The organism is Ruegeria sp. HKCCE3926 (assembly GCF_017872515.1).
Lineage (GTDB): Bacteria > Pseudomonadota > Alphaproteobacteria > Rhodobacterales > Rhodobacteraceae > Ruegeria.
The window spans coordinates 418,700-442,402 of record NZ_JAEDOU010000001.1 but is presented as its reverse complement, the minus strand read 5'-3'; the positions used below and the strand labels follow the sequence as shown (position 1 = coordinate 442,402).

Here is a 23,703-nt window from a genome sequence, read left to right as displayed (position 1 = left end):
GCGGGATCCCTCTTCATCTGGCCAAAAATATCCCGGGGGTGTGGGGGCAGAGCCCCCACCCGCCCCATCAGGCCGCCGGCATCCGCTGCTCGACGATCTCTGCCCACCAGCTGCACCCGGCGGGAATCGCCTCATCGTTGAAGTTGTATTCCGGGTGGTGAACCATGGCCGTATCGCCGTTACCCACGAGAATATAGGCGCCAGGGCGCTCCTCCAGCATAAAGGCAAAATCCTCGCCGCCCATGACCAAAGGCGCATCGTCGCAATCGCCGGATACCGACCGGGCAACAGCTGCGGCAAACTCAGTCTGCTCTTCACTGTTCACCATCACCGGATACCCACGGATGTAGGTCACATCGGCGGTGCCTCCGAACGTTGCCGCCACACCATTGCAGATCTCATTGATCCGCTTTTCGGCCAGATCCCGCATATCCTTGCTCATGGTGCGCACGGTACCCTTGATCTGAACAGTCTGCGGGATCACGTTGAACGCTTTCGACGAGGTCTCGAACGACGTCACCGACACCACGACCTGATCGATCGGATCGGCATTGCGCGAGGAAATCGTCTGAAGCGCCAACACCGCCTGCGCGGCCAGTACCGTGGTATCTACTGTTTCATGCGGCTTGGCAGCATGACCACCGCGCCCTTCAAAAGTGATGTCGAACTGATCGGTTGCGGCAAAGAAAGAACCGGGGCGGATGGCGAACTTGCCCACAGGTTGACCCGGCCAATTGTGCATGCCGTAGACTTCCTGAATATTCCAGCGGTCCATCATGCCATCTTCACACATTTCACGACCACCGCCGCCGCCCTCTTCGGCAGGCTGGAAGATCACAACAACCGTGCCATCGAAATTGCGGGTTTCAGACAGGTACTTCGCCGCACCAAGCAGCATCGCCGTGTGGCCATCGTGGCCGCAGGCATGCATTGCGCCCGGCGTTTTCGAGGCATAGTCCAACCCCGTCGCCTCATGGATCGGCAGCGCATCCATATCTGCGCGCAGGCCGATCACCTTTCCCTTGCTGTCCGACTTGCCTTTGATCACCCCCACGACACCGGTACGTCCGATACCGGTCACCACCTCATCGCAGCCGAACTCCTTCAGCTTCTCGGCCACCTTCGCGCTGGTGCGGTGGGTCTCAAACAGGATCTCTGGATTTTCGTGCAGATCCCTTCTCCATTCCGTGATTTCATTCTGCAATTCGGCAAAGCGGTTTTTGACTGGCATGTCTGTTCTCTCCTAATTCAGTTCAAGCCGCCGGCATTCGGCGCTCGACCATTTCTGCGAACCACGAACATCCGATCGGGATGATCTCGTCGTTGAAATCGTATTCAGGGTGGTGCAACCCGGCGCTGTCACCGTTGCCCAGAACAATGAAAGCTCCGGGCCGTTCCTCCAGCATGAACGAGAAATCCTCGCCCCCCATCACCATCGGCGCCTCGATGCAGCTGCCCCCGACCGAGACTGCGGCCTCTGCCGCATATCCGGTTTGAGTTTCGGCATTGATCGTCACCGGAACGCCGCGCGAGTAATTGACGTTCACGGAACCACCGAATGTTGCTGCAATCCCTTCGGCGACCTCTTTGAGGCGCTGTTCGATCAGATCTCGCATCTGGTTGGAATGGGTTCGGACCGTGCCGCGTATCTGCGCCGATTGCGGGATCACGTTGAACGCTTTCGATGACGTCTCGACAGACGTCACCGAAAGCACGGCTTGCAGGATCGGATCGGCATTGCGCGACACGATCGTCTGCAATGCCACGATCAGTTGTGACAGCATCACCGTCGTATCGACCGTTTCATGGGGTTTTGCAGCGTGACCGCCGCGCCCTTCAAGATGGATATCAAACTCGTCCGCTGCGGCCAGCAAAGGGCCCGAACGGATCGCGAACTGCCCGGTCGGCAGGCCCGGTACGTTGTGCATCGCATAGACTTCCTGAATGCCGAACCGGTCCATCAGACCGTCCTTGCACATGGCCTCGGCGCCATTCCCGCCCTCTTCGGCAGGCTGAAAGATCACGATTGCAGTGCCATCGAAATTGCGCGTCTCAGAGAGGTACTTTGCCGCCCCCAAAACCATGGCGGTATGCCCGTCATGCCCGCAGGCATGCATCGCGCCTGATGTCTTCGAGGCATAGTCCAGCCCGGTCTGTTCCTGCATCGGCAGCGCATCCATGTCGGCGCGCAGGCCAATCACCCGGCCCTGCGTGTCGCTCTTTCCCTGAATGACCCCGACCACGCCGGTGCGACCGATGCCTGTAACGACCTCATCACAGCCGAATTCCTTCAGCTTTTCCGCCACCAGCGCGCTGGTGCGATGCGTGTCGTACAGAATTTCCGGATGTTGGTGAATGTCACGCCGCCAGCCTGTGATCTCTTCGTGCATCTCTGCAAGGCGGTTTTTGATCGGCATGTCACTCTCCCTCAAATTATGCCACGGGCAATCGTCGTTCCACGATCTCGGCAAACCAACTGCAACCGGCGGGAATCGCATTGTCGTCAAAATTGTATTCCGGGTGATGGCACATGGCCGTGTCCCCGTTCCCGATAAAGATGTAAGCTCCGGGCCGTTCTTCAAGCATGTAGGCGAAATCTTCCGACGGCATGATCGGATCAGTGCTGTCATTGACCTTGCCCGCCACGGCCTCGGCCGCCTCGGCAGCGTATGCCGTCTCAGCCTCGGAATTCACAGTCACAGGATAGCCGGGCGACCAGACGACATCTGCCTTTGCGCCGAAGGCCGAGGCCGTATCCTCGGCGATCCTGCGAACGCGCTCTTCTGCAATGGCGCGGTATTCGGGGTCGAGCGTCCGGACGGTCCCCTGCAAGCGGACGGTATGCGCGATCACGTTCGACGCGACACTGTCCGTTTCAAACGTACCCACGGTCAGCACCACGCGTTTGATCGGATCGACGGTGCGCGCCACGACGGATTGCAACGACACGACGATATGCGAGGCCACCAGCGTGGTGTCTACCGCGTCATGCGGTGCAGCCGCGTGTCCGCCCTTGCCGGTGATCGTGATTTCGAATTCATCAGATGAAGCCAGCAATGCGCCGGGTCGGATCGCGAATTCGCCCACCGGCAACCCCGGCATATTGTGCATGCCATAGACCTCATCAATGCCCCAGCGGTCCATCAGGCCGTCCTGACACATGGCCAGACCGCCTGCGCCACCTTCTTCGGCGGGCTGAAAAATCAAAACAACGGTGCCATCGAAGTTTCGGGTTTCAGCCAGATACTGGGCGGCCCCAAGCAGCATCGAGGTATGCCCGTCATGCCCGCAGGCGTGCATCTTGCCCGATACGGTCGAGGCATAGTCCAACCCCGTCGCTTCTTCGATCGGCAATGCGTCCATGTCAGCGCGCAATCCGATCGCGCGCCCGGTCGTATCCTGCCGTCCCCGGATCACAGCCACGACACCCGTCCGGCCAACTCCCGGCGTGATCTCATCCACACCAAATTTCTTGAGACGCTCGACAACGAAAGCAGCCGTTTCATGCACGTCATACATCAGTTCAGGATGTGCGTGCAGGTGGCGGCGCCACTTGGTAATATCACCATGCATCTCTGCAAGTCTGTTTTTGACTGGCATCTCAAGACCCTCCCCTGAACCACTGAGGCCACGTTGAATGTTACGCCGCGCTCAGCCTTTCAACCAATCGTTGCATGAACCCATGCCCAGCTTCGAATTGCGCGATCGATATGAACTCGTTCGGCTGATGAGCCTGCGCGATATCGCCGGGGCCGCAAATCACGGCTGAATACCCGGCCGCCTGAAACTGCCCTGCCTCGGTCCCATAGCTGACGACGTGACTTGCGTTGTCCCCGGTCAGGGCGCGCACCAAAGCTTCGGCTTCTCCGTCCTGTTCGGGCACCAGCCCCGGGATCGCGAAATGTTCAGACAGTTCGATGCGCGTATCGGGGTGAACGGCCTGCATCCGAGCTTCGACCTGGCGGACCTGTTCGATATAGGCATCGCGCCATTCAGCCTGCGTTTCGTCCGGCACCGTGCGGAAATCCATCATGAAAGTGCAGTCTTTGGCGGTGATGTTATGGGCTGTCCCGCCTTCAATCATGCCGACATGACAGGTTGTCCACGGCGGGTCAAATACGGCTGCGATTTCGCTCGGCTCAGCAGCCATGCTTTCGGCATTTCGGTGATTTGCCCAATCAATCAAAGGCGCCGCCGCCATGATCGCGTTCACGCCAGTGTGCATGATCGAGCTGTGCACTTCGAACCCGACGATATGTGTATCAATGCCGAACCCGCCCTTATGCCCCGTCACCGCCTGCATCATCGACGGCTCACCCACTATCACTGCCGATCCCTTGGGCAGAACCTGTTGCATTGCTTCAATCATCGGCGGCGCACCGGTGCATCCGACCTCTTCGTCAAAGCTGAGCGCCAGCTGAAGCGGCCGGCTGATATTGGCATAGTGTGCTTCGACCAGAGCCCAGATGGCCAGGGCGTCAAACCCCTTCATGTCGCAGGTGCCGCGACCGAAGTACTTGCCGTCTTTCTCGGTCACCGTGAAAGGATCAGTGTCCCACGGCTGACCGTCCACCGGCACGACATCCGTGTGACCGGACAGAACCACCGCACCTTCTTCCAATGGACCAACATGCGCAAAGATCGCGGCCTTGTGCGGTTGGTCCGGATCTGGCCAGCGGTGGCTTTCGATTCCGTGGCCTTGCAAGTAGTCCTGAACCCAATCCACCAGCGGCAGATTGGTATCACGGCTTACGGTCGGAAATGAGATCAGCTGTGTCATGATCTCAAGCGGAGTCAGGCGTTTCGCCATTTGGGTCAATACCCGCTGTCCGTGGTCAGAATGAAGTGCCCTGCCTCAACCTCTTGATATTGCGAAGGTTCCGGCGTGTAGTTGGTGGGATGAATAGGAGAAGGGATCGGTTTGAAATTCAGATCCTTTTCCGATTTCCGCTTGTTCGGGTCTGCGATCGGAACCGCCTTCATCAGCGCCTGCGTATAGGGATGTTGCGGGTTCTCGAACACCCGCGCCCGGGGCCCGAGTTCGACAATGCGCCCCAGATACATGACCCCGACATAGTGGCTGACGCGTTCGACAACGGCCATGTCGTGGCTGATGAACAGGTATGACAGGCCCAACTCGGACTGCAATTCCATCATCAGGTTCAGAACCTGCGCCTGCACCGACACGTCAAGGGCCGAGACCGCCTCATCCGCAATGATCAGCTTGGGGTTCAGGGCCAAAGCGCGGGCAATTGCAATCCGCTGACGCTGACCGCCCGACATTTCATGCGGGAAGCGCCGCATGAAGCTGCGCGGCAATTGCACCTTGTCGAACAATTGTGCCACGCGATCCTGAAGTTCGGATCCCGATGCCACACCATAATTGCGCATCGGCTCGGCCACTTGGTCGACCAGCTGCATCTGCGGGTTCAGCGACGCGAACGGGTCCTGGAAAATCATCTGCATGTCCAGCCGCGCCTTGCGCAAACCAGATGGATCAAGCTTCATGATATCGACACCGTCCAGATCAATCTCGCCCGCCAAAGGCTCAACCAGCCGCAGGATTGAGCGCCCAGCCGAAGACTTGCCGCACCCGGATTCGCCGACAAGACTGAGCGTCTGACCTTTGTTCAGAGTGAACGAGACATCCTCGACCGCATGAACGTTCGAAATCGTGCGCCGCAAAAGCCCGCCTTTGACCGGGAACCGTGTTGTCAGGTTCTTGACGGTCAGCAGAACCTCTTCCGTACCCGGAATTGGTGCAATTTTCTGCCCTTCGACCCCCAGTAGCTTCATCGGCTCGGGCGCAGATTTACCCTGCATCTCGCCCAGTTTCGGCACCGCGGCCAGAAGCGCCTTGGTATAGTCGTGCTGCGGGTTTTCAAAGATTTCCTTGACCGTGCCTTCTTCGACCTTGTTGCCGCGGAACATCACCACCACGCGGTCAGCCATCTGGGCAACCACGGCCATGTCATGGGTGATGAACATCACCGCAGTTCCGGTTTCCCGCTTGAGGCGGTCCATCAAGGCCAGGATCTCGGCCTGAATGGTCACATCCAGCGCCGTGGTGGGTTCGTCGGCGATCAACAGGCGCGGCTCACAGGCCATCGCCATCGCAATGACAACACGTTGGCGCATCCCGCCCGACAACTCGTGAGGGTATTGTTTCAGACGGCGCTCGGGCTCTGGGATACGGACCTGACGCAGCAGTTCCAGCGCCCGTTGCTCGGCCTGCGCCTTCGTCATGTCCTTGTGGATGCGCAGACCTTCGGTTAACTGCCGGCCCACGGTGAAAACGGGGTTCAGCGCGGTCATCGGCTCTTGAAAGATCATCCCGATCTCGTTGCCGCGAATCTGTTTCATCAGATCCTGATCAGCCTTGGCCAGGTTCATTTTTTCGCCATCGCGGCGATCAAACAGCAGTTCGCCGCCCGCGATTTCGCCGCCACCAAACTCGACCAGACGCATCAAAGACAAAGATGAAACCGACTTCCCCGAGCCCGATTCGCCAACGATACAAACGGTTTCGCCTGGTTTGACCTCGAACGAGACGTCCTCAACACCAACAACGGGACCGTCCTTTGTCTGAAACTCCACCCGCAGTTTTTTGATTTGAGCAATAGGCTGATCCAGCACGTGCGCGCTCCCTTGACGAGGTAATTCTTGTTCTGAGTGCCGAACGCTACGGCGGGCCACCGGGAAAAGTCAAACCCATTACACATTTTCGCGACGGCACCACTTGCATTTTTCTCAAGTTCTGTTTCGATACCCAACGTAACCGCCTTGGGGAAGCAGCGCCGACGGAATCCGTTAGCGCTATTATCGTGAATGATCAAAACCTTACCCCGAAGCGGCAACGCCAAACCCGCAGGCCTTGCGGAGATAATCGAGACACGAACGTGTCCAATTCGGGAGTGACTTATGAAAATCAAAACCCTTTTGCTTGGTGCGATCGCAAGCACGGCAATGGCCCCGATGGCCTTTGCCGAGCGCGGTTCGGACGGCAATGTCAGCATCATCTATTGGCAGGCTCCGTCGATCCTGAACCCGTTCCTGTCCGGCGGTACGAAAGACGTGGAATCAGCCTCGCTGGTGATCGAGCCACTTGCACGCTACGACCAGGACGGCAACATGGTGCCATTTCTGGCGTCTGAAATCCCGACCGTGGAAAATGGCGGTGTCAGCGAAGACCTGACGTCGATCACATGGAAAATCGCGCCGGGAATCACGTGGTCTGACGGCTCTCCGTTCACCGCTGCTGACGTGAAGTTCACCGCTGATTACTGCATGCACCCGGAAGGTGGCTGCGCACAGGTCACCAAGTTCGAAGGCGTCACCTCGGTCGAAGCTGTTGATGACCTGACCGTCAAGGTCACTTTCGACGCACCGACCCCCTTCCCCTATGGCCCGTTCGTCGGCGGTGAAAGCCCGATCCTGCAAAAGGCCCAGTTCGAAAACTGCATGGGCGCCAAAGCCCCCGAATGCACCGAGCAGAACTTCAACCCGATCGGCACCGGCCCCTTTGTCGTCACCGAGTTCAAGCCGAACGACGTGATCACCTTCAAGGCCAACGACAACTATCGTGATCCGGCAAAACCTGCCTTTGCGACCGTGACCTTCAAAGGCGGCGGTGACGCGACAGCTGCTGGTCGTGCTGTCATGGAAACTGGTGAATTTGACTATGCCTGGAACCTGCAACTGGCTCCGGAAGTGATCGCTCAGATGCAGGAAGGTGGCAAAGGTACGCCGGTTGCAGGCTTCGGCCCGCTGGTCGAGCGCATCATGCTGAACCAGACCAACCCGTCGCCCGAGCTGCCTGAAGGCGAGCGTTCGACAGCAAAGCATCCGCATCCGTTCCTGAAGGACCCGGCCGTTTACAAAGCAATGTCCATGGCCATCGACCGTCCGCTGTTGGTGGAAATCGGCTATGGTCAGGCTGGTAAAGTGACCTGCAACTGGGTTCCGGCCCCTGCTGCGTTCAACTCGACCTCGATGACCTGTGACACCCAGGATATCGAAGGCGCCAAGAAACTGCTGGATGATGCCGGCATCGTCGACACCGATGGCGACGGCGTCCGCGAGAAGGATGGCGTTCCGCTGAAGATCGTCTATCAGACCTCGACCAACGCCGTCCGTCAGGACTTCCAGGCGCTGATCAAGGAATGGTGGAGCCAGATCGGCATCGAAACCGAACTGCGCAACATCAACGCATCGGTCTTCTTCGGTGGTGACCCGGGCTCGCCCGACACGTTCCAGAAGTTCTATGCCGACGTTGAAATGTACGCCAACACCTTCAACGGCACCGACCCGCAGTCCTATCTGGGCAACGGCCTGTGCGACAAAGCTCCGCGTCCTGACTCGCAGTGGCAGGGCGAAAACATCAGCCGCTTCTGCAACGAAGAGTTCGACAAGCTGCACGCTCAATTGGCCGAAACCGCTGGTCTGGAAGCGCGTGCGGAAATCGCCAAGCAGCTGAATGACATCATGGTTCAGAATGGTGGTATGATCCCGCTGGTTCACCGTGGTCGCCTGTCGGCGCATGCAAACACCCTGGGTGGCGTTGTCCTGAACGTTTGGGACAGCGAGCTGTGGAACATTGCGGACTGGTACCGCAAGACCGGTTCCTAAGCACTGACCTTGCAAAACCGCGCCCCGATCGTTATCGGGGCGCGGTCATTTGCATCCCACCCCAACAAGAAGACGCATATAAAGGCGCCTCTTAATGCTTAATTTCACAATCAGACGACTGGTGCTGGCCGTTCCAACGCTGCTGTTCATCAGCCTCGTCATCTTCCTGCTCCTCGAACTCGCACCCGGCGATCCGATGGCGCAGGTTCCGCTCACCGTTCCCCCCGAAGTCAAGGAAAAGATGCGCGAGGCGCTTGGCCTTGGCCAGCCGATGCATATCCGGTTCTGGAAGTGGATCGTGCAATTCTTCTGGATCGAACCGCAGGTTCTGATAGACCACATCTTCGGCACCAGTTTTTCCGCAGGCGACCTGCGTGTAATATCCTGGCAGACCCGCTCGCCCGTCATGGACATCGTCGTTCAGCGTATCCCGCAGACCCTGTGGGTTGTCGGCACCGCCTATGTTGTCGCCATCCTGATCGCGCTGCCCATCGGCATCTATTCGGCCTATCGCCAGTATTCCTGGTTCGACCAGATGGGCACCTTCGTGTCGATGGTCGGCTTCTCGGTCCCTCCGTTTTTCTCGGGCGTTCTGGTGATCGTGATCTTCTCGGTCCAGTTGGGCTGGTTCCCGTCGATCTATGACACGACCCATGTGGTCAACAGCTGGGACAGCTTCGTCGTGCAGCTGAAGCAGATGATCATGCCGGTCATGGTGCTGGCGTTGCAGATCACGGCACAACTCAGCCGTTTCATGCGCGCCTCGATGCTGGACAATCTCAACCAGGATTACGTTCGCACCGCCCGCGCCAAGGGGCTCAGCGAATACACGGTCGTCATGGTCCACGTCCTGCGGAACTCGATGATCCCCGTGGTCACGGTCATTGCACTGGGCATTCCGGCCATCTTCGGCGGCGCCATCATCACCGAGCAGGTATTCAAGGTGAATGGCATCGGCCAGTTGCTGATTGGCGCCATTCAGGCCAATGACCTGCCAATGGTGCAAACCCTGACCTTCATCTTTGCCGTGCTGATCGTGTTGTTCAACCTGATCGCCGACGTCCTGTATGGCATTCTGGACCCGAGGATTCGCTATGACTGATCACGACAAATCAGACACGCTGATCCCCGACGAAGGTCTGGCCCCGGCATCCACCGCGCTGCCAACCGCTGATGTGATGGAGGAACTCACGACCCCGCCGCGCAGCCAATGGCGCGACGTCTGGGATCAGTTCAAGACGCACAAGGGCGCCATGGTGGGTGCGGTGCTGTTCATCCTGATCGTGGCGGGCGTCTATCTGGGCCCCTATCTCTGGAGCATCGATCCAACGCAGATCGATATCCGGGCCCGCAATCAGGGGCCAAGCTGGGCGCATCCCTTCGGCACCGACCAGTTGGGCCGGGATATTCTGGCGCGCATGATGTCGGGCGGTCAAACCTCGGTATCGGTGGGCATCACCGCGATGCTGCTGGCACTGTTCCTGGGATCGTTCATCGGCGTTCTGGCCGGGTTCTTCAAACGGCTGGATGGTCCGCTCATGCGTCTGACAGACCTGTTTCTGGCCCTGCCCCTGCTGCCCTTGCTGCTGGTCATGATGCTGCTGTTCCGCGAGCCCCTGTCGGCCGCGTTCGGGTTGGAGCGTGGGATCTTCATCCTGATCGTCTGCGCCATCGGCATCACCTCATGGATGCCGACCGCACGGATCGTGCGCGGTGATGTGCTGGCCATCAAGGAACGCGAATTCGTTCTGGCGGCACGCTCCATCGGCACCAGTAACAGTCAGATCATCACGCGGCACATTCTGCCCAACGTGCTTTCACCGATCATGGTGTCCGCGACGCTGGGGATTGCCACGGCGATCATTACCGAAAGCGCGCTTTCCTTCCTGGGTCTGGGCTTTCCGCCCGACTTCCCGACATGGGGCCGCCTGCTGTTCGACGGAGTCGATTACCTACAGCAATACCCCGAGCGTGTGTTCTGGCCTGGTCTGGCAATCTCGCTGACTGTCCTGAGCGTCAACTATCTGGGTGACGGTCTGCGCGACGCACTGGATCCCCGCATTCGCGGACGCTGAAACAAGTTCAGTCGGCGCGCCTCAGCGCGCCGGCCAACAGCACGATCAGAACGGCCAATGGCAACAGCACGGCGAATGCCAGACGCAGGCCGAACACTTCCGCCAAAAAGCCGATCAACGGCGGACCGATCAACAGCCCCCCATACCCCAATGTCGCAACACTTGCGATGGCTTGCCCCGGCGGCACATTCGGATCGCTGGCCGCCCGGCTGAATGCCAGTGGCATGATCACGGCATAACCTATTCCCATCAAGGCAAAGCCGGCCAGCACGGGCAGGATCGTTGCTGTTGAAACCACCGTAAAAACACCAAACGCCGCGCAAATACCGCCGAACCGGGCGGAAACGACTGGACCGAACCGGATAATAACAAGCGCGCCTGCAAGTCGAAACGCCACCATGGTTACTGAAAACACCGCATAGCCCAAGGCAGCGACGCTTTCGGACGCCCCCGTGATGTCACGCAGATATATCGCGCTCCAGTCTGCCACGGCCCCTTCGCCCAACGCTCCGCACAAGGCGGCTATGCCAACCAGTATCAAAGCGCCGGATGGCAAGGCGAAAACCGTACTCTGAGGCTCTTGGGATTGGCGCGAGGTCCAGCTTACCCAGGATGACGCAAGCGCAAGGCCAACAACCACGCCACCCGCCAACAGGAAGTGCACAAGAACCGTCAGCCCCATCTGCACCGCGGCATAACCGCTGAGCGCGCCAAGACCTGCACCAAGGCTCCACATTGCATGGAACGAGGACATAACGGGTTTGTCATATGCCTGCTCTACCTCGGCGGCCCATGCATTCATCGCAACATCCATCGACCCGTGGAAGGCGCCAAAGACAAACAGGAACACTGCCAGCCCCCAAAGCCCATCCGCCATGGCCAGCAAGATCAGCGACCCCGTATACAGAATCGCAATGATCCGGGTGATTGCAACAGCGCCGAAACGATCCGTAAGCCGCCCGGTTATCGGGAATGAGCAGACAGCCCCAGCAGCCATGAACAACAGGCCGAACCCGAGCGCATCATGGGACAGTTCCAAGCGGTCGCGTATGGCGGGAATGCGCGACGCCCAGATTCCGAACAGGGCACCATTCAGAATGAACATGGCGGCGACAGCGCGCCATGCTGCAACTATGCTTGCCATCCCATGCCCTCGCTCAGCTTACCCAATGCCACCGTTCTACAGGTCAGAAAAAACTTGGCAATTGCTGCTCAACCGAGCCGTTTGCGAATGCGTCGCACCGAGTACCACACCGCGGCGACAACCGGGATCGTAACCGCCGCCGTCAGCATGCCCTTGCTGATGCCAGAGGCCGTCAGCGGATACAAAAGATAGCTGACCAGCGAAACCGCGTAATAGCTGATGGCAACCACGGAAAGCCCCTCGACCGTATGTTGCAAGCGCAGTGCCAGATCAGCCCGACGGTCCATGCTTTCCAGCAACGCCTGATTTTGCGCGCTGCGTTCCACATCCACTCTTGTCCGCAGCAACTCGCCCGCGCGGATCGCCCGGTCCGACAAGGCCTCAAGGCGGCGTTCCGTGGATTTCACGGTGCGAATTGCAGGGTCATATCGGCGCATCATAAAATCGGCGAAATTCTGACCGCCCTCGAAACGTTCTTCTCGCAACACTTCGATCCGCTGGTTGACGATGGCCTCATACGCCCCGGTGGCTCCGAACCGGAAAGAACACCGTGCCGACAGTGTTTCGAGCTCGATCGACGTTGCCAGCAAATCCTGCAACAGCGCGTCAGGCTGCGCCGAGTTGCCTGTCATCTGCCCCATCAATCGGGTGAGTTGCCCATCCAGCTCTCCGATACGCGGCATCAGCTGCTTGACGCGCGCAAAACCCAGCATCGACATCGCCTTATACGTTTCAATTTCGCAAAGGCGCTGAATAATCCGTCCCGTCCGACGCCGTCCGGTGCCCTCGGCCACGAACAAGGCAAAGCGCATGTGACCTGCCGGATCGATCCGAAAATCACTGGCACAAACCGCTGCATCGTCCAATACCCTGGACACGGCCAGGCTTTCCGGCTCGAACCAATCCAGCAGTTTCGATTTCACCACGTCGTCACTTGCGCGTTCAACCACGCGCACCAGAACCGACGTAACCCTTTGACCCGGACTGGCCATCAACCAATCGGGCGGAAAGACCTCAAAGTCAGCCGGGTCAAAGGCGCGTTCACTCACATTCTGCGCGATCGCCGTATAGGTCACGAATTCGGTATGCTGCTCCCACTTCAACCAGTGGCGTCCAATCTGGCCCGCGTAATGCGTGGCGTCCGGCCGAGGGTGCTGCGCACCGTGGCGATCCAGCAGGTCGATCAAATGAGCCAAATCCTCACGTCGATCGCGCGCCACGGCGGCCTCAGGCTTTTTGATCGCAAGAAAGACCACCGTACAGGGCATTGAAGCGACCGGAAACGGTCGAGCATGCAGTTCATTGGCCAGCGCATAGCGAAGGGGATGGTCATCTATCGGTGTCATGTGAGGCTCCGCATCGTCACGCGCACTATACGGCACATAGTTGACACATCAATTCTCTTTTTATTTCACGTACTTACAGGAGTACAACGGTATACAACCCTGCTATCTCATTGATTTGGCTGCCACAGCTCGATGGGGTTGCCTTCGGGATCATGGATGCGGGCAAATTTTCCAACTTCGCTGTCCCAGTCAGGATTGGTTTCCACCGTGATTCCAGCCTGCTCAAGCTGCGCCGTCAGCGCGCCCAGATCATCGACACGAAAATTGATCATCCACTGCTGATCGGCCCGCCCGAAATACGCGGTGTCCTCCGCGAATGGCGCAAAGACCGTATAGCCTTCACGCTGCTTCCAAGGCACGGGGTCATAATGATTGACGCCCAGGTGCTTCTCATACCAGGCGCTCAGCGCTTTAGGGTCGCGGGCGCGAAAGAACACTCCGCCAATACCATTCACTTTCTCCATCCTCGACCTCCTGCCATCTGTGCCGCCACCCCAGACTACCACACTCCGCCTGCTTCATCTGGCTGGAAATATCCTGGGGGTTTGGGGGCAACGCCCCCATACAAGTTCAAAAAGAAAAGGGCGCCCAAAGGCGCCCTTTGCAATCGGATCAAACGCGACGATCAATCGATCATCGGCAGCAGCTTGTCCAGCGACTCCTTGGCGTCGCCGTAGAACATGCGGGTGTTCTCTTTGAAGAACAGCGGGTTTTCGATGCCAGAATACCCGGTGCCCTGACCACGTTTCGAGACAAAGACCTGCTTGGCTTTCCAGCATTCCAGAACCGGCATGCCGGCGATGGGACTGTTGGGATCTTCCTGTGCCGCAGGGTTCACGATGTCGTTCGAGCCGATGACGATTGCCACATCCGTGTCCGGAAAGTCGTCGTTGATTTCGTCCATTTCCAGAACGATATCATACGGCACCTTCGCTTCGGCCAGCAAAACGTTCATGTGGCCCGGCAAGCGGCCCGCCACAGGGTGGATTGCGAAACGAACGTTCTTGCCCTTGGCCCGCAGCTTGCGCACCAGTTCGGAAACCGATTGCTGCGCCTGTGCCACAGCCATGCCATAGCCCGGAATGATGATCACGCTGTCCGCGTCGTTCAGGGCTGCAGCAACGCCATCGGCCTCGATTGCGATCTGTTCGCCTTCAACGGCCATCTGTTCGCCCTGCGGGCCGCCAAAACCGCCAAGTATCACGCTGACAAAGTGGCGGTTCATCGCCTTGCACATGATGTAGGACAGGATCGCACCAGACGAGCCCACCAGCGCACCCACCACGATCAGTAGGTCGTTGCCCAGCGAGAAACCGATCGCCGCAGCCGCCCAACCCGAATAGCTGTTCAGCATCGACACAACCACCGGCATGTCGGCACCACCGATGCCCATGATCAGATGATAGCCGATGAACAACGCTGCCAGCGTCATCAGGATCAGCGGGAACAGACCCCCTGTCGATGTGTACCAGATCAGGCAGATCAGCGAGAGACCCGCCGCCGCCGCGTTCAGCGCATGGCCACCGGGCAGCTTTGTCGCTGCCGAGGTCACCTTGCCCGCCAGCTTGCCATAGGCGACGACCGACCCGGTGAAGGTGATCGCACCAATGAAGATGCCCAGGAACAGTTCCACGTGCAGGATTGCCAGCTCGGCCGGGGTTTTCTTGGCAATCAACTTGGCAAAAGACCCCAGATCGGACAGATCCGCCTGGCTGGCACTGTCCGCAATGGCCATGACCTGCGCCACGTTGCCGATCTCGAAATGCGCGTTGAAGCCGACGAACACGGCCGCAAGACCGACCAGCGAGTGCATCGCCGCAACAAGCTGCGGCATCTCGGTCATCTGCACGCGCTGCGCAACATACTGGCCGATGAAACCACCGCCCGCGATCAGCAGCAGCGACAGAAGCCACAGACCCGAGCCCGGGCCAACCAGCGTGGCGAAAACCGCCAGCGCCATACCGACGATGCCATACCAGACCGCGCGCTTGGCGCTTTCCTGGTTCGACAAACCGCCGAGCGAAAGGATGAAAAGGACAGCCGCAACAACATAGGCGGCAGTGGTGAAGCCATAATCCATGTGCCCGGCCTCCTTAAGATTTCTGGAACATGGCGAGCATGCGCCGGGTTACGAGGAAACCGCCGAAGATGTTGATCCCGGCCATGAAGACGGACAGTGCCGCCAACAGAATGACCAGGAACGACCCCGATCCGATCTGCATCAGGGCCCCGACGATGATGATCGACGAGATCGCGTTGGTGATCGCCATCAGCGGAGTGTGCAGGCTGTGTGCGACGTTCCAGATCACCTGGAAGCCCACAAAGATGGCCAGCACGAAGACGATGAAGTGCTGCATGAAACTGGCCGGAGCGATCAGCCCCACCAGCAGCATCAGCACGCCACCAACACCCAGCAGGGTGAACTGCTGCTTGGTCTGCGCCTTGAAGGCCGCAATTTCCTGCGCCTTCTTTTCTTCCGGGGTCAGTTCCTTGACCTCGGGCTTTTTCTGCGCCGCGATTGCCTGCACCTTGGGTGGTGGCGGCGGGAAGGTGATCTCACCCTCATAGGTCACGGTCGCGCCGCGGATCACGTCATCTTCCATGTCGTGATTGATCTGGCCGTCCTTTTCAGGCGTCAGATCGGTCATCATGTGACGGATATTGGTCGCGTACAAAGACGAAGACTGCGCCGCCATCCGGCTGGGGAAGTCGGTATAGCCGATGATGGTCACGCCATTGTCGGTCACCACCTTTTCGTCCGGCACGGTACCTTCGACGTTCCCGCCGCGTTCGGCCGCAAGGTCAACGATGACCGAGCCCGGCTTCATGGCCTTGACCATGTCTTCCAGCCACAGCTTTGGCGCCGGACGGTTGGGGATCAGTGCCGTGGTGATGACGATATCTATTTCCGGGGCCAGCTCTCGAAACTTGGCCAGCTGCGCATTGCGGAACTCTTCTGACTGGACGGAAGCATACCCGCCGGTGGCCGCACCATCCTGCTGTTCTTCTTCGAAGTCCAGATAGACGAACTCGGCCCCCATCGATTCGACCTGCTCGGCCACCTCGGGGCGCACGTCGAACGCGTAGGTGATTGCACCCAGCGAGGTCGATGTACCGATCGCGGCAAGCCCGGCAACACCGGCCCCGACGATCAGAACCTTCGCAGGCGGCACCTTGCCAGCCGCAGTCACCTGACCGGTGAAGAAACGACCAAAGTTGTTGCCCGCCTCGATAACGGCGCGGTAGCCGGCAATGTTGGCCATCGACGACAATGCGTCCATCTTCTGCGCGCGAGAAATACGCGGCACCATTTCCATGGCGATCACGTTTGCGCCCTTGGACTTGGCAAGGTCCATTCCTTCTTCGTTTCCGGCAGGGTTGAAGAAGGAAATCAGCGTCTTGCCCTTGGTCAGACGCTTCAGTTCCGTCTCGGTCGGGATACGAACCTTGGCGATGATATCTGCGGCCTTCCACAACGATGCTGCGGTCTTGACAACTTCAACGCCCACGGCCTCATACGCCGCGTCTGAAAAACCGGCGGCAGCACCTGCGCCTTTTTCGATCAGGCACTCATAGCCCAGTTTTTGCAGTTGCACGGCCGAGTCCGGTGTCATCGCGACCCGGTTCTCGCCGTCCAGTATTTCCTTTGGCGTGCCTATCTTCACTGGCAGTCCCCCTAATTCTTACTCGTTCTGAGCGGGTGATCGGTATTCTTTGTTAAGCAAAGATGTATCCTGCGCAACATTATTTCGCAAGCGCAGCATTTTTGACGTGATGTCATTGCAGAATCCACACTAGATCCAGCGCCGTGTCTTGCGTTCGTAGCGAGCGTAATCAGCGCGAAAGGTACGACGCAGGCGGTCTTCTTCCGGCAGGATGAACCGACGCTCCAACACCCAGACAAAGACTGGCAAAAGAACCAGGGACAGCACGGCATCAAACCGAAGGATAAGACCCGCAAGAATCAGAACGTCGCCCACATAGATCGGATTGCGACTGCGCTTGTAAATGCCGGACTGCACCATCGACGACGGGGTTTCATGTGGGATGACGGTTGTCTTGTGACGGCGGAATTCGACCACTGCCAGAACAGCTATCAGGATTCCACCTCCGATCAACACCCCGCTCAGAAGATCCGTCAAACCACCCTCAAGCGACAGGCCCAGCTTCAGATACCTGGCCTGCAACCAGGCAAGAGCCGCAAAAGCAATCAACCAAACCGGCGGAACGTCCATCCAGCGCATGCAAAGCCCTCATTGAATGACGACAAGATCAAGCACATGTCGCTTCTGCGCGATGTCCTACCGCTTTTGAGCCAAAATGGCAAAAGACCAGTATGTCGCATCGCATGGACTCATTATCGAGGATCGACTACCTCAATAGCAATCACCGACGTTCACACGAGTTAGCGAGCCTTCATGACTGATTTTGCGGCAACCAAAGCCATGTTCGACCTGCCAGAGGGCGTCATCTATCTGGATGGCAATTCTCTGGGCCCCCTGCCGAAATCGGCCGGTGCCCGAGTGCAACGGATGCTGACGGATGAATGGGGCCAGATGCTGATCACCGGATGGAACAAGGCTGGTTGGATGGCCCTGCCCACCGCGCTTGGTGACCGGATTGGCCGCCTGATCGGAGCTGAGCCCGGCAGTGTGGTGACCGGAGACACCTTGTCGATCAAGGTCTATCAGGCCGTGGCCTCGGCCCTTGAACTGAATCCGGGTCGCAAAGTGGTTCTGTCGGACAACGGCAACTTTCCTTCGGACCTGTATATGGCGGATGGCTTGCTGCACTCGCTTGGGGACGCGTATGAGTTGCGCGTCGTTGATCCCGAAGCCGTGGCCGGTGCAATCACCGAAGAGGTCGCTGTTCTTATGTTGACCGAGGTGGATTATCGCTCGGGTCGGATGCACGACATGAAGGCACTGACCGAACTGGCGCATGCCAACGGCGTGATAACAGTCTGGGATCTGGCCCATTCCGCGGGGGCCATCCCGGTGGACCTTTCAGGGTGCAACGCCGATTTCGCGGTCGGGTGCACGTACAAATACCTCAACGGCGGCCCCGGCGCGCCGGCCTTCATCTATGTCGCGCCGAGGTTGGCGGAACACGCACGCCCCGCCCTGTCCGGATGGCTGGGGCACGAAGCGCCGTTTGCCTTCGATCTCGACTACCGCCCCGGCAGCGGCATTGAACGGATGCGGGTGGGAACGCCCCCCATCATCCAGATGACGGCCTTGTCGGCTGCGATGGATATCTGGGATCTGGCGGACATGACCGACGTCCGGGCCAAATCGATTGAACTGACCGAGCTTTTCATAGAACGCGTCGAGGCAACCTGCCCGGATCTGCAACTGGCCAGCCCCCGTGATCCGCAGCAGCGTGGCAGCCAGATCTCGTTCCGTTTCAAGGAAGGGTATGCCGCCATGCAGGCCCTGATCGCCCGAGGCGTGATCGGAGATTTTCGAGCACCCGACATAATGCGGTTCGGCTTTACACCTTTGTATATCGACGAAGGCGATGTCGAACGCGCCGTCGGGATTATGGCCGATATCATGCAGAATCGCCTGTGGGACACGCCCGAATACAGGATCCGTCAGCGCGTTACCTGACTTCGAGTCCGGCGCCGAAAAGGGCCGCGACCTGTGCGACCTGCTGTTCATAGACCTCGGCGCCGGCGCCAATCAGCTTCAGCCCTTTGAGCGTGGCCGTGATCGTCCGACCGGTCTCTGCCGCGTCAGCCAGCAGGCGAACCCGGCCCGCCTTTTCCTGTTGCGTCAGCCAGTCCGCATAGAGCGCGGCCAGCCTGGCCTCACCCGCCGCGATGATTTCCCCAGACAGAGATTTTGTGTTGTCGAGGATTTCAAGCCCGTGGGGCGAGGCCAGAATTTTTGCCATCCCCTCGGTCTGCGCCTGAATTGCGCGGGTCAGAACCTCGGGCACCGACCCCTGCGTCGCCAGCGCTTCGGCCACCGCAACACTCTTTTCGGCATAGTACAGCTCGGTCAGCTTGCTGACGATCGCCTCTTTGTTCTTGTAATGCAGATACACCGCCGGCCGGGACATCCCCGCGCCGCGCGCGATGTCGTCCATCGAGGTCTTTCTATATCCATAAGTGGAAAACGCCTGAAACGCCGAGTTCAGGATCGCCTGTTGCCGTGAGCCGTCACCATTGTCTTTCATATTCGAAGCCCTGACATTTTTTGTTCAATTTGTCAATTGACATCCTGACACTTTCCTACAATTATGTCAGAATCCAGCCACAGTAACACGAGGTGCGCCATGGCGACGACCCTGAAGATCAACGGCAAGCAACATCAGGTGGATCTGCCTGATGATGTCCCCCTTCTTTGGGTTCTGCGGGACGAGGTCGGGCTGACCGGCACCAAGTTCGGCTGCGGCGTGGCCGCATGCGGGGCCTGCACCGTGCATATCGATGGCGAGGCCGTGCGCTCCTGCCAGGTGGCGCTTTCGGATGTCTGGGGTGACGTGACCACGATCGAAGGGCTCGGCTCGCCGGACGCGCTGGCCACGATCCAACAGGCCTGGATCGATCATCAGGTCGCGCAGTGCGGATACTGCCAGTCGGGCCAGATCATGCAGGCCGCGGCATTGCTGGTGGAAAACCCGGCCCCCTCTGACGCAGACATCGACGAAGCGATGCAGGGCAACCTGTGCCGCTGCGGCACCTATCCCCTTATCCGCGCAGCAATCCATGACGCGGCATCCAAGCTGAAGGAGGCGTAAGCAATGGCTTCCGTTGGAAAAATCCTCCGCCGTACGTTCCTGATCGGCTCTGCCGCGATCGTTGGCGGCGTGGCCTTTGGCACCTATTACGTGACCCGCCCCGCGGCCAACCCCTTGAAACCCCGCGAAGGAGAGGCAGCACTGAACCCGTTTGTGCTGATTGACCGGAACGGTGTCACATTGTTCGCGCCCCGCGCGGAAATGGGTCAGGGCGTCCGAACCACATGGGCCGCGCTGATCGCCGAGGAACTGGATGTCGATCTGGATCAGATCACCGTTCTGCACGGCCCCGCTGCGGCGGCCTATTACAATTCGGCCCTTGTGGGCGAAGGGTTGCCAAACAAGGGATACGATATCTCGAATTTCCAGCACAATCTGGGCGAGGCACTGGGTGTTCTGGGCAAGACGCTTAGCCTGCAAGTCACGGGTGGCTCGACCTCGATGAAAGATGGGTTCGACCGGATGCGGCAAGCCGGTGCTTCGGCCCGTGAAACACTCAAACGCGCTGCCGCAAACCGGTTGGGCGTCGACCCCTCGGATCTGAAAACGGCGTCAGGCCATGTCATTGCCCCCAACGGCGACAAGATCGCCTATTCAATGCTTGCCGAGGATGCCGCCGGGCTGGAACCCGTTGAGGTACCGTTGCGAGACCCGTCCGAATGGCGCTATCTGGGCCAAAGCCAACCGCGTCTCGACATGGTGGGCAAGGCGACAGGCACCGCTGAATTCGGCGTCGATGTCCGCCTGCCGGGCATGAAATTCGCCAGCGTGCGAATGAACCCCAAACTGGGCGGCGTGATGAACGGCTTTGACGACAGCGCCGCAAGATCCATGCCCGGGGTTGAGAAGGTCGTCGATCTGGGCACAGGCGTGGCCGTGATCGCAAGCAACACATGGTTGGCCAATCAGGCAGTCGAGGCCATTGATGTCGATTGGGGCGACGCGCCCTATCCGCCGGAAACCGAAGACATCTTTGCCAGGATCGCCGAGGCGTTTGACGACGCACCGAACTCGACCATGCGCGACGACGGCGATGTCAGCGCGAGCCCGGAAAACGCCATTGAAATCACCGCCGAGTATCGCGTGCCCTATCTGGCCCATGCAACGATGGAGCCAATGAATGCCACCGCGCTCTACACGGGAAATGCGTTGGAACTCTGGTGCGGCAACCAGGCCCCCACACTGATTCAGTTCCGCGTTGCCAACACTGCCGGTCTGGATACCGAAGCCGTCCAAATCCACACCACCTATCTGGGTGGCGGGTTTGGTCGCAGGGGCGAACTGGATTTCGGCGAAATCGCAACCAAGGTTGCCATGGCCATGCCCGGCACACCGGTTCAGACGACCTGGAGCCGCGAAGAGGACATGCGTCACGACTATTTCCGCCCCGGCGCCATCGCCCGGATGCGCGGCGCGGTTCAGGACGGCAAGGCCGTGCTCGTTGACGGGAAGGTCGCGGCCCAATCTCCGACCCAACAGGCGGTCGAGCGCTACACCGGGTTCCCCGGCGGAGGGCCCGACAAAGTGCTGGTCGAGGGCTTCTTCAACCAGCCCTACGCGGTACCGAATTACCGCATGAGCGGCCACATTGCTGATTTGGCTGTTCCCGTGGGGTTCTGGCGCTCGGTCGGCAACAGCCATAACGGCTTTTTTCATGAAACATTCATGGATGAGATGGCTCATGCCGCAGGCCGTGATCCGCTGGAGTTCCGGCTGGAGCTGATGAGGAACGAACACGCGCCGTCAGCGGGATGTTTGGAAGCGGTGAAGGAAATGTCAGGCTGGACGGGTCAGACGACCGAAGGCGTCGGTCGGGGCGTGGCTTTCACATACAGCTTCGGCACTCCGGTGGCCCAGGTCATCGAAGTGGTCGACGAAGACGGCACCATCCGCATCAGCAAGGCCTGGATTGCCTGCGACATGGGGCTGGCGCTGGACCCGGAAAACGTCAAGGCGCAGATGTTCGGCGGCATGATGTACGGCCTGTCTGCCGCGTATTTCGGTGAGATCACCTTTGCGGAAGGCGAAGTCGAGCAATTCAACTTCTCCGACTATGACGCGATGCGGATTCACACAGCCCCGCAGGTCGAGGTGCGCGTGCTGGAAACCAATCAGCATATGGGTGGTGCGGGCGAGCCCGGAACACCGCCTTCGATGCCGGCACTCGGCAATGCGCTTTTCGACCTGACGGGCAAGCGCGCCCGTTCGCTTCCGCTGATCAATCAGTTCAACCTGCTGGTCTGATCGCACGGCACCGGCCCGATTTCCCCCTCGTCAGGGCCGGTGTCATTCAGGCAGATTTTTGAACTGCCTGATGAACCGTTCCGGCGGCCCATCCACACACCGCATCACCGAAGGCTTCGAACAGGGGGCGCGAGACCGGGTCATTGATCGCGTCCCATTCCGGATGCCATTGAACCGACAGGGTAAAGCCGGGCGCATCCTTGATGTAGATCGCTTCGGGCGTCCCGTCCGGTGCATGGCCATCAATGACCACGCGCTGCCCAATCGTTTTGATGCCCTGACCGTGCAAGGTGTTGGTCATGACCTCGGTTGCGCCGAACAGTTTGTGGAAAACGCCGCCGTTTTCCAGTGTCACCACATGACGCAGGGCAAACTTTTCCTCCAGGGTTCCATCGGGCGGCATCCGGTGGTTCATCCGCCCCGGCAGATCGCGTATCTCGGGATAAAGCGTTCCGCCCATGGCAACGTTGACTTCCTGAAACCCCCGGCAGATGCCCAAAAACGGCTGCCCCCTTTCAACGCAGGCCCGAACCAACGGCAGAGTTATGGCGTCTCGTGCCCGGTCGAATTCGCCATGTGCATCGGTTGCAGGTTCCCCGTATTCTTCCGGGTGCACGTTCGGGCGACCGCCCGTCAGCAAAAAGCCGTCACAGACCTCCAGCAACTCATCGACTGACACGTAACGCGGATCTGCGGGTATCAACAACGGAAGACATCCTGACACGTTGGCCACGGCATCCGAATTCATCGTTCCCCCAGCATGTGTGGGGTATTGATCGTTCATGAGGTACGAGTTGCCGATGATACCGACGACAGGCCGAGACATTCCGCTTTCCCTGCTGTTGTTGTGCCTGTCAAGGAAGCTAGCGGCAGTGGTTTTAACGTGCAAGAATACACGCCCTGCATGAAAGCGCAGGGACGTGTTCGAAGACGCACTGTACGTTCTGGCCCGCCCCGCTTAATTGGAAAAATTTTCCAACGAACATCTGCGCGATGGAAAAAATTTCCCCACTCAGCGGGAAAGACGTATAAATACAACGCTCTTGTTAAATCTCGCCGATCAGGCCGGCTGCCTCGATCCCCGCCATTGCGGCCAGCGCATCATTGTCTGATGTGTCTCCGGTAACCCCAACGGCGCCGATCACGGCCCCCTTGCGATCACGCAACAGCACGCCACCCGGAACAGGCACGACCTGACCACCATAGACGCCATTTACAGAGGCCATGAAATAGGCCTGTGTTTCAGCGCGCTGCATCTGCGCGGTGCCCGCCATTCCCAGCATGACCGACCCATAGGCCTTGCCCTGTGCAATCCCGAACCGGCCCGGTGCTGCACCATCCTCGCGCTCGAACGCAATGACATGCCCACCGGCGTCCAGAACCACGACTGAGAGCGGCTTCAACTCCATCTCTCGGCCCTTTTCCAGGGTTTTGCGGATGATGGTGCGGGCCTTGCGTAGGGAAACTGACATCTGAAGGTCCTCTCGTCAGATTGAAGTTCGACGAAGCCCGCAAACGA

At 59.2% G+C, this 23,703-nt stretch carries 20 protein-coding genes; 6 read left to right on the top strand and 14 right to left on the bottom strand.

The window, feature by feature from the left end; genetic code table 11:
* Positions 1 to 67: 67 nt before the first annotated feature.
* From I9184_RS02220 to I9184_RS02200, 5 genes are read right to left on the bottom strand one after another with little or no spacing between them, the layout of a single operon-like run.
* Positions 68 to 1,231 carry a M20 aminoacylase family protein gene (locus I9184_RS02220; protein WP_171631096.1) on the bottom strand — a complete coding sequence of 388 codons (1,164 nt, stop codon included), beginning with the start codon at positions 1,229 to 1,231 and terminating at the stop codon, positions 68 to 70.
* Between the two features lie 22 nt (positions 1,232 to 1,253).
* Entirely contained in the window at positions 1,254 to 2,417 is a 1,164-nt protein-coding gene (locus I9184_RS02215; protein WP_209832573.1) for a M20 aminoacylase family protein, read from the bottom strand.
* A 16-nt stretch (positions 2,418 to 2,433) separates the two neighbouring features.
* Complete coding sequence (locus tag I9184_RS02210) at positions 2,434 to 3,600, bottom strand: M20 aminoacylase family protein (RefSeq protein WP_209832571.1); 1,167 nt, start codon at positions 3,598 to 3,600, stop codon at positions 2,434 to 2,436.
* 40 nt (positions 3,601 to 3,640) lie between these two features.
* On the bottom strand, positions 3,641 to 4,810 hold the full coding sequence (argE, locus tag I9184_RS02205; RefSeq protein WP_209832569.1) for an acetylornithine deacetylase: 1,170 nt from the start codon (positions 4,808 to 4,810) through the stop codon (positions 3,641 to 3,643).
* Between the two features lie 5 nt (positions 4,811 to 4,815).
* The gene (locus I9184_RS02200) at positions 4,816 to 6,636 is read right to left on the bottom strand and encodes an ABC transporter ATP-binding protein (RefSeq protein ID WP_171631087.1); all 1,821 of its coding nucleotides are present in this window, start codon (positions 6,634 to 6,636) and stop codon (positions 4,816 to 4,818) included.
* 285 nt (positions 6,637 to 6,921) lie between these two features.
* Between I9184_RS02200 and I9184_RS02195 the strand changes: the two genes are divergently transcribed.
* The 3 genes from I9184_RS02195 (at position 6,922) to I9184_RS02185 (ending at position 10,703) form a co-directional block, all read left to right on the top strand.
* Positions 6,922 to 8,628 (top strand): peptide ABC transporter substrate-binding protein, encoded by a 1,707-nt coding sequence (locus I9184_RS02195; protein WP_171631085.1) that lies wholly within the window; start codon positions 6,922 to 6,924, stop codon positions 8,626 to 8,628.
* A 94-nt stretch (positions 8,629 to 8,722) separates the two neighbouring features.
* Positions 8,723 to 9,730, top strand: a complete 1,008-nt coding sequence (locus I9184_RS02190; RefSeq protein WP_171114986.1) for an ABC transporter permease — start codon at positions 8,723 to 8,725, stop codon at positions 9,728 to 9,730.
* The gene (locus I9184_RS02185; protein ID WP_171631083.1) at positions 9,723 to 10,703 is read left to right on the top strand and encodes an ABC transporter permease; all 981 of its coding nucleotides are present in this window, start codon (positions 9,723 to 9,725) and stop codon (positions 10,701 to 10,703) included. Before I9184_RS02190 ends, I9184_RS02185 begins: the two co-directional genes overlap by 8 nt.
* Positions 10,704 to 10,710: 7 nt before the next feature.
* On the opposite strand, the gene I9184_RS02180 is transcribed toward I9184_RS02185, so the two are convergent.
* The 6 genes from I9184_RS02180 to I9184_RS02155 all read right to left on the bottom strand — a co-directional run bounded on the left by I9184_RS02180 (position 10,711) and on the right by I9184_RS02155 (position 17,437).
* Complete coding sequence (locus I9184_RS02180; protein ID WP_209832567.1) at positions 10,711 to 11,847, bottom strand: MFS transporter; 1,137 nt, start codon at positions 11,845 to 11,847, stop codon at positions 10,711 to 10,713.
* Between the two features lie 68 nt (positions 11,848 to 11,915).
* Positions 11,916 to 13,193 (bottom strand): DUF3422 domain-containing protein, encoded by a 1,278-nt coding sequence (locus I9184_RS02175; RefSeq protein ID WP_209832565.1) that lies wholly within the window; start codon positions 13,191 to 13,193, stop codon positions 11,916 to 11,918.
* Between the two features lie 107 nt (positions 13,194 to 13,300).
* Entirely contained in the window at positions 13,301 to 13,657 is a 357-nt protein-coding gene (locus tag I9184_RS02170; RefSeq protein WP_171631075.1) for a VOC family protein, read from the bottom strand.
* A 161-nt stretch (positions 13,658 to 13,818) separates the two neighbouring features.
* Positions 13,819 to 15,273: an NAD(P)(+) transhydrogenase (Re/Si-specific) subunit beta gene (locus I9184_RS02165; protein ID WP_152458621.1), complete on the bottom strand. Its 1,455-nt coding sequence runs from the start codon at positions 15,271 to 15,273 to the stop codon at positions 13,819 to 13,821.
* 13 nt (positions 15,274 to 15,286) lie between these two features.
* Positions 15,287 to 16,858, bottom strand: a complete 1,572-nt coding sequence (locus I9184_RS02160) for a Re/Si-specific NAD(P)(+) transhydrogenase subunit alpha (protein WP_171631071.1) — start codon at positions 16,856 to 16,858, stop codon at positions 15,287 to 15,289.
* Positions 16,859 to 16,987: 129 nt separating this feature from the next.
* Positions 16,988 to 17,437, bottom strand: coding sequence for an isoprenylcysteine carboxylmethyltransferase family protein (locus I9184_RS02155; RefSeq protein ID WP_209832563.1), 450 nt, complete (start codon positions 17,435 to 17,437; stop codon positions 16,988 to 16,990).
* A 174-nt stretch (positions 17,438 to 17,611) separates the two neighbouring features.
* On the opposite strand from I9184_RS02155, the gene kynU reads away from it, so the two are divergent.
* Complete coding sequence (gene kynU, locus I9184_RS02150) at positions 17,612 to 18,805, top strand: kynureninase (RefSeq protein ID WP_209832561.1); 1,194 nt, start codon at positions 17,612 to 17,614, stop codon at positions 18,803 to 18,805.
* Here the strand turns inward: kynU and I9184_RS02145 are convergent.
* On the bottom strand, positions 18,798 to 19,376 hold the full coding sequence (locus I9184_RS02145; protein WP_209832559.1) for a TetR/AcrR family transcriptional regulator: 579 nt from the start codon (positions 19,374 to 19,376) through the stop codon (positions 18,798 to 18,800). The genes kynU and I9184_RS02145 overlap by 8 nt on opposite strands.
* Positions 19,377 to 19,475: 99 nt before the next feature.
* Here I9184_RS02145 and I9184_RS02140 point away from each other — a divergent pair, with 99 nt between their 5' ends.
* Together I9184_RS02140 and I9184_RS02135 are read left to right on the top strand one after the other, a co-directional pair.
* On the top strand, positions 19,476 to 19,940 hold the full coding sequence (locus I9184_RS02140) for a (2Fe-2S)-binding protein (protein WP_209832557.1): 465 nt from the start codon (positions 19,476 to 19,478) through the stop codon (positions 19,938 to 19,940).
* 3 nt (positions 19,941 to 19,943) lie between these two features.
* Positions 19,944 to 22,184, top strand: coding sequence for a molybdopterin cofactor-binding domain-containing protein (locus tag I9184_RS02135; protein ID WP_209832555.1), 2,241 nt, complete (start codon positions 19,944 to 19,946; stop codon positions 22,182 to 22,184).
* A 46-nt stretch (positions 22,185 to 22,230) separates the two neighbouring features.
* On the opposite strand, the gene I9184_RS02130 is transcribed toward I9184_RS02135, so the two are convergent.
* Entirely contained in the window at positions 22,231 to 23,010 is a 780-nt protein-coding gene (locus I9184_RS02130; RefSeq protein WP_209832553.1) for a gamma-glutamyl-gamma-aminobutyrate hydrolase family protein, read from the bottom strand.
* Positions 23,011 to 23,230: 220 nt separating this feature from the next.
* On the bottom strand, positions 23,231 to 23,656 hold the full coding sequence (locus I9184_RS02125) for a heme-binding protein (protein WP_152458631.1): 426 nt from the start codon (positions 23,654 to 23,656) through the stop codon (positions 23,231 to 23,233).
* Positions 23,657 to 23,703: the final 47 nt, after the last annotated feature.